General features: G+C 71.2%; 10 protein-coding genes. 6 read left to right on the top strand and 4 right to left on the bottom strand.

Annotation, left to right across the window (positions count from 1 at the left end; translation table 11 throughout):
• Positions 1–284: 284 nt before the first annotated feature.
• From ACCP09_RS08535 to cofC, 3 genes are all read right to left on the bottom strand, one after another.
• A complete protein-coding gene (locus ACCP09_RS08535; RefSeq protein WP_433744711.1) occupies positions 285–1,223 on the bottom strand; it encodes an NUDIX hydrolase in 939 nt (312 codons plus the stop codon).
• Positions 1,220–3,406, bottom strand: coding sequence for an RNA degradosome polyphosphate kinase (locus ACCP09_RS08530; RefSeq protein ID WP_017987482.1), 2,187 nt, complete (start codon positions 3,404–3,406; stop codon positions 1,220–1,222). The genes ACCP09_RS08535 and ACCP09_RS08530 overlap by 4 nt, the downstream gene beginning before the upstream one ends.
• 116 nt (positions 3,407–3,522) lie before the next feature.
• On the bottom strand, positions 3,523–4,158 hold the full coding sequence (gene cofC, locus ACCP09_RS08525; RefSeq protein ID WP_020421983.1) for a 2-phospho-L-lactate guanylyltransferase: 636 nt from the start codon (positions 4,156–4,158) through the stop codon (positions 3,523–3,525).
• A 69-nt stretch (positions 4,159–4,227) separates the two neighbouring features.
• On the opposite strand from cofC, the gene ACCP09_RS08520 reads away from it, so the two are divergent.
• The 6 genes from ACCP09_RS08520 to ACCP09_RS08495 all read left to right on the top strand — a co-directional run bounded on the left by ACCP09_RS08520 (position 4,228) and on the right by ACCP09_RS08495 (position 9,407).
• Positions 4,228–4,929 carry a lysophospholipid acyltransferase family protein gene (locus ACCP09_RS08520; RefSeq protein WP_027931888.1) on the top strand — a complete coding sequence of 234 codons (702 nt, stop codon included), beginning with the start codon at positions 4,228–4,230 and terminating at the stop codon, positions 4,927–4,929.
• A 2-nt stretch (positions 4,930–4,931) separates the two neighbouring features.
• Positions 4,932–5,939, top strand: a complete 1,008-nt coding sequence (locus ACCP09_RS08515; RefSeq protein WP_027931887.1) for an NAD(P)H-dependent glycerol-3-phosphate dehydrogenase — start codon at positions 4,932–4,934, stop codon at positions 5,937–5,939.
• 176 nt (positions 5,940–6,115) lie between these two features.
• The gene (locus ACCP09_RS08510; RefSeq protein WP_433744706.1) at positions 6,116–6,580 is read left to right on the top strand and encodes a cysteine dioxygenase; all 465 of its coding nucleotides are present in this window, start codon (positions 6,116–6,118) and stop codon (positions 6,578–6,580) included.
• Positions 6,581–6,694: 114 nt separating this feature from the next.
• Positions 6,695–7,210, top strand: a complete 516-nt coding sequence (locus ACCP09_RS08505; RefSeq protein ID WP_433744703.1) for a YbaB/EbfC family nucleoid-associated protein — start codon at positions 6,695–6,697, stop codon at positions 7,208–7,210.
• Entirely contained in the window at positions 7,207–7,518 is a 312-nt protein-coding gene (locus tag ACCP09_RS08500) for a type VII secretion target (protein ID WP_378366231.1), read from the top strand. The genes ACCP09_RS08505 and ACCP09_RS08500 overlap by 4 nt, the downstream gene beginning before the upstream one ends.
• Complete coding sequence (locus tag ACCP09_RS08495; protein ID WP_433744699.1) at positions 7,515–9,407, top strand: hypothetical protein; 1,893 nt, start codon at positions 7,515–7,517, stop codon at positions 9,405–9,407. Before ACCP09_RS08500 ends, ACCP09_RS08495 begins: the two co-directional genes overlap by 4 nt.
• A gap of 39 nt (positions 9,408–9,446) precedes the next feature.
• On the opposite strand, the gene ACCP09_RS08490 is transcribed toward ACCP09_RS08495, so the two are convergent.
• Positions 9,447–10,619, bottom strand: coding sequence for an AAA family ATPase (locus ACCP09_RS08490; RefSeq protein WP_433744696.1), 1,173 nt, complete (start codon positions 10,617–10,619; stop codon positions 9,447–9,449).

The following is a 10,619-nucleotide window of genomic DNA, read 5'->3' as shown; positions in this document are numbered from 1 at the left end:
GGGAAAGCGTGCCTTGACAACCCTGGTCGGCGACTAAAGATCGGCTGTGGATCGGGGGCGGGGGAGGTCTGGTTGGGGTAGTCGGTCTGCTTGCGTTGCCGGCTTGCGTTCGCGGGGTGGGGGAGGGGCGGGGGTGTGGTCGGGCCCCTTGCGTTGCCGGGCGGCGGTTGCGGAGTGGGGGCGAGGCCTGGTGTGTTGGTCGGTCCGCTGGCGTTATCGGCTTGCGTTGGCGAGGTGGGCGGGGGGCGTCGGTGCGCTGCGACCACCGTCGCAGGCGGACTGAGCTACACCTGGCTCGTGGCGGGGGTTGGCAGCGCTGTGGGCACGTAGTCCGCCGCCACGAGCTGGGGTCCGCCGTTGCCGGGCGCGGCCCGGAACGAGAGCACCCACACCGAGCCCTTCTTGCTCGGCACCTTCTCACCCTCATCGACCGGCAGGCGCACGCCGTCTCGCGTGGCCAACCGCGTCACCAGGTCCGGGATCACCCCGCCCTGGCTGCACACCACGGGCGTCCCGCCGACGGACACCAGCGCCAGCAGCCTGGCGAGCCCGGCGTCCCGGTCGTCCCAGTAGCGTTCCTCCGCCATCAGGTCCTCGTGCTCGACCGGCACACCGAGGTCGTCCGCCACGCCGCGCACCGTCTGCTCGCACCGCAACCGGGGGGCGGCCACCACCCTGTCCGGTCCGAACAGCGGCAACAACGCCCGCAGCGCGGCTGCCTGCCGGATGCCGCTCGGGGACAGCGGTCGCAGGTCGTCGTCACCGCGCCACTCGTCCCGCTTGCCGGCCTTCGCGTGCCGCACGAGCAACAGCGTGGTCAACCCCGCAGGCAATGCTTCGAAATCCTCGAGCACCGACCGGTCACTGTCGTACGACAGCAACCCGGCCGCCTCCGCGGGCGCGAGCCACCTCAGCTCGTCGACCTCCTCGTTGGGCTCGAAAGCCCCCGAAACAGCCGCCGCGCTGTAGTAGTCCACCGACTTCGGCCCGGCCGCCACCGAGTACCGCACCGTCCGCAGGTGCCGCCCCAGATGAGCCCGGAAACCGGTCTCCTCCGCGATCTCCCGCACCGCCGCGGCGGGCAGGGTCTCCCCGCTGTCGAGCTTCCCCTTCGGCAGCGACCAGTCGTCGTAGCGGGGTCGGTGCGCGACGGCCACCTCGACCCCGCCGGAACCGGTCCGCCACAGCACCGCACCCGCGGCGCGGACACGAACAGAACTCACCCGTTGGCCCCGTGCTTCTTCAACAACTCGTTCTGGTGGTCGCGGACCTGCGTGGTGTCCGCGGGAGACGGCTGCCACTCCCCGCTGTCGGTCAGCACCCAGCACCGCGTCGCCGGGTCCAGCGCCGAATCGAGGATCTCGTCCAGCTGCCTGGTCAGCCGCACGTCCTTGACCTGCACCATCGCCTCGATCCGGCGGTCCAGGTTGCGGTGCATCATGTCCGCGCTGCCGATCCAGTAGGTGCGCCCGGCGAGGAAATGGAAGATGCGGGAATGCTCCAGGAACCGCCCGAGAATGGACCGGACGGAAATGTTCTCGGACAGTCCGGGCACGCCCGGTTTCAGGGCGCAAATACCCCGCACCACGATCTCCACCGGAACCCCTTCGGCGGAGGCCCGGTAGAGCGCGTCGATGATTTGCTCGTCGACGAGCGAGTTGCACTTGATGCGGATACCGGCTTCCGCGCCGGCGTGCTTGTGCTCGATCTCCTCGTCGATCAGCCGCAGGATGCCGCGCCGGATCCCGGCCGGTGAGGTGAGGATGTTGCGGTAGGTGTCCTGCCGCGAATACCCGGTCAGCACGTTGAACAGGTCCGTGATGTCCGCGCCGATGTCCGGGTCGGCGGTCAGCAGGCCGACGTCCTCGTAGAGCCGCGCCGTCTTCGGGTTGTAGTTGCCGGTGCCGATGTGGCAGTAGCGGCGGATGGTCGAGCCCTCCTGGCGCACCACCATCGCCACCTTGCAGTGCGTCTTCAGCCCGACGAGCCCGTACACCACGTGCACCCCGGCCCGCTCCAGCGTGCGGGCCCAGGTGATGTTGGCCTCCTCGTCGAACCGGGCCTTGATCTCCACCAGCGCCACGACCTGCTTGCCCGCCTCGGCGGCGTCGATGAGCGCGTTCACGATGGGGGAGTCACCGGACGTGCGGTACAGGGTCTGCTTGATGGCCAGCACCTTGCTGTCCCCGGCGGCCTGCTCGATGAACCGCTGCACGCTCGTGGAGAACGAGTCGTACGGGTGGTGCACGAGCACGTCGCCCTCGCGCAGGGTGGCGAAGACGCTCTTCGGCGTCTCGTGCTCACCGAACGCCGGGTGCGTGGCCGGGACGAAAGGGCGGTCCTTCAGTTCCTTGCGGTCCAAACTGGAAAGCTGCATCAGGCACGTCAGGTCCAGCAGCCCGGGCACCTCGACCACGTCGTGCGGATCGACCTCCAACTCCCGCAGCAGCAGGTCGAGCACGTGCTCGCTCATGTCGTTGGCGACCTCGAGCCGCACCGGCGGGCCGAACCGGCGCTGCGCCAGCTCCCGCTCCAGTGCCTGCAACAGGTCCTCGTCGCGGTCCTCGTCCACGTCCACGTCGGCGTTGCGGGTCACCCGGAAAACGTGGTGCTCGGTGACCTCCATGCCGGTGAACAGCTCACCGAGGTGCGCCGCGATCAGCTCCTCCAACGGCAGGAACGTCGCGACGCGGCTCTCCCGCTGCTGCTCGACGCGGATCAGGCGCGGCACGTTGTTCGGCACCTTGACCCGGGCGAACCGCTCGGTGCCCAGGTCCGGGTCCCGCACCGTGACGGCCAGGTTCAGCGACAGCCCGGAGATGTAGGGGAACGGGTGCGCCGGGTCGACCGCCAGCGGCGTCAGCACCGGGAAGATCTGCTCGGTGAAGTAGTCCGACAGCCGCGCCTGGTCGTCCGCCTCCAGATCGGCCCAGCACACGATCTGGATGTCGTGCTTGGCCAGCTCCGGGCGGACGTGCTCCTCGAACGCGGCGGTGTGCCGCTCAACCAGGTCCTGGTTGCGCTTGGCGATGTAGGCCAGCTGCTCGCGCGGGGTGAGCCCGTCGGCGCTGCGCACCGGCAGGCCGGTCTCGTCGCGGCGCTTCAGCCCGGCCACCCGCACCATGTAGAACTCGTCCAGATTGGACGCGAAGATGGCGAGGAACTTGGCCCGCTCCAGCAGCGGCTGGGACGCGTCCTCGGCCAGCGCCAGCACCCGGGCATTGAAGTCCTGCCACGACAGCTCGCGGTTGAAGTACCGGTCGTCGGGCAGGGACGCGGGCGGCAGGTCCGACGACGGGGTCACCGCCGGGGGCGCGGACGGGATGGCGCGGAATCTCGTGGGCGCGGCGGTCTCGCCGGACGCCGGTTGGGTCGTTGCCGGGGGGTTGGTCTCGTCGCTGCTCACCCTCGCATTGTTCCCTACTTCGGGCCTGCCTGCCGATACTCCGAGTGAGAGATTGAGCAGTTCACCCGTGCTCCGCAGGACCACCCGGAGCAGTTCGCCGAGCGGCCGGGTGATGTTCACGCGACCTCCCGTGAGCAGAGCACCGCCCGTGTCCGATCGCCGACACCCAGGCGGCAGGCCTCCGCGAGGTCCGCCGGGGTGTCCACGTCCCGGCGCAGGGTCGGCAGGTCCAGTTCCAGCGGCACCGCGCCGGACCCGGCGTGCGCCGCGGCCGAACCGGCGCCGAACCGCGGGTCGAGGGGCCCGCCCGGTTCGGACAGCAACAGCGTCGTGCCGGTGCCGTCGGCGTCCGCGACGAACACCCGCCTGCCCTCCGCCGCGGCGAGCGCTGCGGCCAGTTCCGCGGGACGCAAAGCGGGCAGATCGGCTTGAATCGCCCCGACCACGGCGTCCGGGTCCCGCTGCCGGAGCAGCGCCTCGCCCTGCCGCAGCGCGGAGTTCAGGTCGCCGTCGCCGCGCTCGCCGACGACCTCCACCCCGGGGCGTCGCAGGCCGGACACGGCTGCCGGATCCGCGGCGACCACCAGCAGGCGGACGCCGGCGTCGGTCGCCGCGGCCAGGGTGTCCCAGGCCAGGGCCAGTACGAGCGCGGCGTGGTCGCGCTCGTCCACCGCGCCACGCAGGCGGGACTTGCCTGCCCGCGGTGGCTTCAGCGGGACGATCAGGCCGGAGATTTCGACGGGTACGGGCACACCCCCATCTTTCCGCAATCGTGCACCTAGGATCAGCTACCGGCAGCACACACCACAGCAGGAGGAGTCTTGGCCGGTCGTGAGAAGGGCGGGTTCTGGGTCGGAGCCGCCGCCGTGCTGTTCTACCCGGTGAGCTGGATCGGCAGGCGGGTCTACACCGGCGCCGAGCGCATCCCGCGGGAAGGTCCGGCGCTCGTGGTCATGAACCACGTCTCGCACATGGACCCCGCCGTCGACGCGGTGTTCATCCACCGCCAGAAGCGCGTGCCGCGGTTCCTGGCCAAGGACAGCCTCGCCCGCACGCCGATCTTCGGGAAGATCCTCGTCGGCGCGGGCAGCATCCCGGTCTACCGCGGGTCCGCGCAGGCCGGTGACAGCCTCCGCGCCGCGCACCAGGCGCTGCAGGAGGGCAAGGTCGTCGTCATCTACCCCGAGGGCACCATCACCAAGGACCCGAACGGCTGGCCGAAGCGGTCGCACACCGGGGTCGCGCGGCTGGCGCTCGACAACGACGTCCCGGTGATCCCCGTGGCGCGCTGGGGCACCCAGCAGATCCTGGACTTCTACCACAAGAAGGTGCGGCTGGTGCCGCGCACGACCGTGACGCACGCGGTGGGCGAACCGGTCGACCTGTCCGCCTACCGCGGCAAGCCGCAGACCGGTCCGCTGCTGCGGGAGGTGACGGAACTGCTCATGGAGCGGGTCACCGAGCTGCTGGCCGACGTCCGCGGTGAGCAGCCGCCCGCCCGCAAGCCCGAGGCGGCGGACTGACGATGGTGCAGCGCATCACCGTGCTCGGCGCGGGTTCGTGGGGCACCGCGTTCGCGAAGGTGCTCGCCGACGCGGGCCGGGACGTGACGATGTGGGCCCGGCGGGAGGAAGTCGCCGGCGAGATCCGCGAGCGGCACGCCAACAGCGGTTACCTCCCGGGCATCGAACTGCCCGCGAACCTGACCGCGACGCACGACCCGGCCGAGGCGCTGGCGGGCGCGGAGGCGGTCGTGCTGGCCGTGCCCAGCCAGAGCCTGCGCGCGAACCTCTCCGGCTGGCGGGAACTCCTGCCGCGCGGCGCGATCCTGGTCAGCCTCGCCAAGGGCGTCGAACTCGGCACGCTCAAGCGGATGAGCGAGGTGATCGCCGAGATCAGCGGCGTGTCCGGCGACGAGATCGTGGTGGTGTCCGGCCCGAACCTGGCGCGGGAGATCGCGCAGGGGCAGCCGGCGGGCGCGGTGCTCGCGTGCGCCGACCACGACCGCGCGGTCGCGATCCAGCAGGCCAGTTTCAACTCCTACTTCCGGCCCTACACCAACACCGACGTGGTGGGCTGCGAGGTCGGTGGCGCCGCGAAGAACGTCATCGCGCTGAGCTGCGGCATGGCGGTCGGCATGGGGCTGGGGGCCAACACCACGGCCACGCTCATCACCCGCGGGCTGGCGGAGATGGCGCGGCTGGGCACGAAGCTGGGCGCCGACCCGCTCACGTTCGCCGGACTCGCCGGGGTCGGCGACCTCGTGGCGACCTGTTCGTCCCCGCTGTCCCGCAACCGCACCTTCGGCGAGCGGCTCGGCCGCGGCGAGACGCTGGAGCAGGCGCAGGCCGCGGCGGGCGGGCAGGTCGCCGAGGGCGTGATGTCCTGCACCTCCATCCGCGAACTGGCCCACAAGCACGGTGTGGACATGCCGATCACGGACGCGATGCACCGCGTGTGCCACGAGGGGGCGGACCCCCGCCAGGTGGGCGCCGAGCTGCTCGGCCGCCGCCAGAAGCACGAGTGGTCCTAGCAAGTGGAACGGATTTGACGCCCGCCCGGCCTGCTGGTTGGGTGGGCGCCATGACGACGCGTGGCCTGATGACCCGGCGGGATCTCCGCTGCGGCGCCGCGCTGTGTCCTTGTTGTTGTCGCTGACCCAGCCCAGCCTGCCCGACAACCCCCCTTTTTCCGAGGACACCTCTTTTCATGTTTGCCGTTCCGGACAACACCGTTGCCCTGACCGAGAAGCCCGTCCTGCGCCACCCGGTGCGGGTCGCGCTCGAGTTCGCCGCCGACCGCGACCGCTGGCGGCACCTGCTGCGCTACGACCCGGACGAGCGGTTCTCCGCGCTCGTCGAGGCGCGCGACGACGAGGAGATCTGGCTGATGGGCTGGCTGCCCGGCCAGCACACCGACCTGCACGACCACGGGCACTCGACGGGCGCGTTCACCGTCGTCAGCGGACGTCTCACCGAGACCGTCGCGCGGCACGGGGTGACCGAGGTGCACGCGTTGTCGGCGGGGCAGTCGCGAGTCTTCGGGCCGGGGTACGTGCACCAGGTGCGCAACGACGGCCCGGACCCGGCGATCAGCATCCACGTCTACCGCAGCGGCGGGCGGGTCATGCGGTCCTACCACCTCGACCCGGTCACCGGGCCGGTCCGCGACTGACCCTTTCGCCCGTTAGGGAAAGGTTCCCGGGGAGTTCGCCGCATCCGGGCGGAACCTCACGATCGCTGCGGTAGCCTGCGCGTTGATCATCGGACACGCGCGCAGGGGAGCAGGATGCAGCCGAATCTGAGGCCGGGGGAGGACTTCCAGCACCTGCTCGAACAGCAGGTGCGCGAGATGCAGCAGAAGGCCGCGGCGCTGCAGGACGCGCTCGGCGAGGCGTCGGCGACGGTGCGGTCGAAGGACGGTTCGGTGACCGTCACGATCGCGCCGAACGGTGCGCTGCAACGCCTCGAACTCGGGCACCGCGCCTGCGACCTCGGCCCGGCGCGCCTCACCGCCGCGATCATGGAGGCGGTGCGGGAAGGTCAGCGGCAGGCCGCGCGCGCCGTCTCGGACTCGTTCACCGCGATCGCGGGCGACGGCGAGTCCGCTGAGGTGATCAGGAGTTTCCTGCCGCCGGTCGAGGACGAGCCGGAGGACTTCGCCGAGCCCGAGGCGGAAGCGACACCGCCACCGCCACCGCCGCCGGTTCCGCCGGTGTCCCCGGTGCAGCAGCAGCGTCCCGCGCCGCGGCGGCCGCGCCCGGCGTCCCCGGCAGATGACGACGACGAGATGAGGCCGTGGTGAGCGGTTCCGGTTTCGAGGTCGATTCGGCTCCGCTGGTCGCGTTCGGCCAGCACCTCGACCAGTTGACGGAGAACCTGAAGGGCACCGCCGGGGTGGTCGGCGGGTGCGTCGGCGACATCGGCATCTTCGGGATGGTCGGGCAGATCTTCGGCGCCGGCGTCACGTTGTGGTGCGGCAAGGCCGAGGACCAGCTCAACAAATACTCGGGCACGATCACCGAGTTCGCCGACAACGTGCGCGAGGCCGCGAAGGCCTACGACGCGCACGACGCCGAAACCGCTGCCGGACTGCTGGGGTTCAAGGCATGAGCGAGTACAAGCCCGGGGACGTCGGCCTGCACATGGCCGAGAAGTGGCAGACCGGCGCGGGGTTCTTCGACGCCGCGGTCAGCTTGAACGAGGCCGTCAAGGAGAACGACAAGGTCGCGATCGGCATCGGCTCGGCCGGTCTCGCGCTGGAGACGCTGGGTCTCGCGCTCGACCCGATCGGCAGCCTGCTGACCGCCGGGATCGGCTGGCTGATCGAGCACATCTCGGTGCTGCGGTGGCCGCTGGACATCATGTGGGGCGACCCCGAGGGCATCGCGGCGGCCGAGGAAGCGGTCAAGGCCGAGAAGGCGAAGCTCGAGCAGTGGGCGCAGGACCACCAGACCAAGCTCGCGACGCTGATGGAGAGCTGGACCGGTGAGGGCGCCGACCAGTTCCGCAAGAGCATGGAGGCGGTGACCGACCAGCTCAACGCGATCGGCGGTTACCTGGAGAACGCCGGCAAGTCGATGAAGGTCGCGGGCGGTCTGGTGGGCGCCTTCCGCGGCATCGCGCGCGACCTGATCGCCATGCTGCTCGCGACGATCATCAAGGGCGCGCTGATCGCGGCGGCGCTGGCGCCGGTGACGTTCGGCGCGTCGATCGCGATCTTCATCGGCACGACGATCGGCATGGTGGCCACCGCGCTGGGCAAGATCGGCGCGAAGATCGCCGAGCTGACCAGGAAGCTGGTGGACCTGGGGGCGTCGCTGAGCAAGCTCGGCAAGGCCGGTGACGACCTCGCCGGGGCCAAGCCGCCGTCGGTGAAGCCCGGTTCGAGCGGCCCGCCGCCGGCGAACTCCGGTGCGCCGGTGTCGAGTGGCCCCAAGCTGAACGACCCGCCGCCGGCTCCGGTTGCCGGGCCGAAGCCTGCGGATGCGGCGCCGGTGTCGGGTGGGCCGAAGTTGAATGATCCGCCGCCTGCTCCGGTTGTGGGGCCGAAGCCTGCTGACGCGGCGCCCGTGTCGAGTGGCCCCAAGCTGAACGACCCGCCGCCGGCTCCGGCTCCGGCGCCCAAGCCCGCGGATGCGGCGCCGGTGTCGGGTGGGCCGAAGTTGAATGATCCGCCGCCGGCTCCGGTTGCTGGGCCGAAGCCCGCGGATGCGGCGCCCGTGTCGAGTGGGCCCAAGCTGGACGATGCGGTGACGACTTCGTCCGCCGCACCGAAGCCTGCCGACCCACCGCCGTCGCCGGTGTCGGGTGGGCCGAAGCTCAACGATCCCGCTCCGGCGCCCAAGCCTGCGGATGTGCAGCCGGTGCCCGTGCCGCCGAAGCTGGACACCTCCGCCACGGCTTCGCCGAAGCCGACGGAGCCGGCGCCCACTTCGCCGAAGCCGACGGACAACGCGCCTGGCTCGCCGAAGCCGACGGACAACGCGCCCGGCTCGCCGAAGCCCACTGATCAGTCCCAGACCGGCGGCTCGAACCAGCCTGGCGGCTCGAATCAGGCGGGCAACAACCAGCCTGGCGGCTCGAACCAGCCCGGCAACAACCAGGCGGGCAACAACCAGGCGGGCAACAACCAGGCGGGCAACAACCAGGCGGGCAACAACCAGCCCGGCAACAGCGCACCGGGCGGCAACCAGGCGACCCCGGATCCCACGCACCACCGGTTGTCCGAGCAGATGTCACAGGCCATCAAGAACGAACTGGCCAAGATCGAGGGCGTCACGCCCGAGACGCTGGCCAAGTTCGACAAGATCAGCAACTTCTCGGTCGCCCAGCTGGGCAAGCTGTTCGGCGAGGAGGGCGCCGCGAAGTTCGAGCAGGCCATCAAGTACATGACGGACCCGTGGTTCGGCTACCGCGGCCTGGCAGGCAAGACGATCATCGACATGATCAAGGGCGTCCCGACGAGCGTCGGCAACGTCACCGGCGGCGACGACGAATGACCAGCGGCCCCGCGCTCCGCACCCGGCGGAGCGCGGGGCTCACCGCTTCGGCCAGTGCCAGGCGGGCCGGTCCAGCCTGCCCTGCCCGGCGAGGACCGTCGCGCCGAACTCCTTCTCCAGTTCCAGCACCGCGGCCTCCGGCGCGATCGCCGACAACGCGTGCACCAGCGGCCGCGCGTGCGACACCACGATGAGCTGCGCGCGGGCCTTGGCGATCAGCGCGGCCAGCGCAGGCAACAGGTCCGGGTGCAGGCTCGTCTCGGGTTCGTTCAGCACCAGCAGTTCCGGCGGCCGCGGGCTCAGCAACGCCGCCACCCACAACAGGTAACGCAACGTCCCGTCCGACAACTCCGCCGCCCCCAGCGGGCGCAGCAACCCGTGCTGGTGGAACCGCAACCGCAGCAACCCGTCGACCGCTTCGACCTCCACTCGCGACCGCGGGAACGCGTCGGACACCGCCTCGGCCAGTGCTTCGTCGTCACCGAACTCCTGGATCGTCCGCAATGCGGCGGCCAGGTCGCCGCCGTCGTGGTCCAGCACCGGGGTGCGGGTGCCGATCCGATCCTGCCGCGCGGGCGCGTCCGCGTCGGTGCGGAACTGGTCGTAGAACCGCCACGACCGCAACCGTTCCCGCACCACCAGCAGCTCGGGACAGGCCCGCGGATCGGCCAGTTCGCTCAGCATGCTGTCGGTGAGCCCGATGCGCGAACTCCCCGCCCACGCGCCCGAGTCGTCGCGCACGCGCACCGCCGGGCCCGCCCGGTCGGCGAGCAACGCCGCCGGCCGCAGCACGGGCCCGCGCCACAGACCCTCCCGTTTGAACTCCGGGTCGAGGTTGAACAGGGTGGGCCGCAGCGGATCCGACGACGGCACGGGCAACCCGAAGTCGAGCGCGTAACCGAATTCGTCGCCGGAGAACCCGAGCCGCAGCCCCACCGCCTTCGTGCGCACCGTCCCCTGCACCGGCGCGCGGCCCTCGCGGACCGCGCGCCCGACCGACTCCGGCCCCGCCCACAGCGTCGACGGCAGCCCGCCTTCCCGGGCCAGTGCGGCGACCGCGCCGTTCCGCCCGGCGTCGGCGAGCAATCGCAGCGCCCGGTACAGGTTGGACTTCCCGGTGCCGTTGACGCCGGTGACGACCGTCAGCCGGGACAACGGCAGCACCAGGTCCCGCAACGAGCGGTAGTTCTCGACGGCGAGGGTGGTCAGCAC

Origin of the sequence: Amycolatopsis sp. 3B14 (assembly GCF_050958625.1) — a bacterium.
Lineage (GTDB): Bacteria > Actinomycetota > Actinomycetes > Mycobacteriales > Pseudonocardiaceae > Amycolatopsis_E > Amycolatopsis_E thermoflava.
This window is presented reverse-complemented; position numbering and strand designations above follow the sequence as displayed.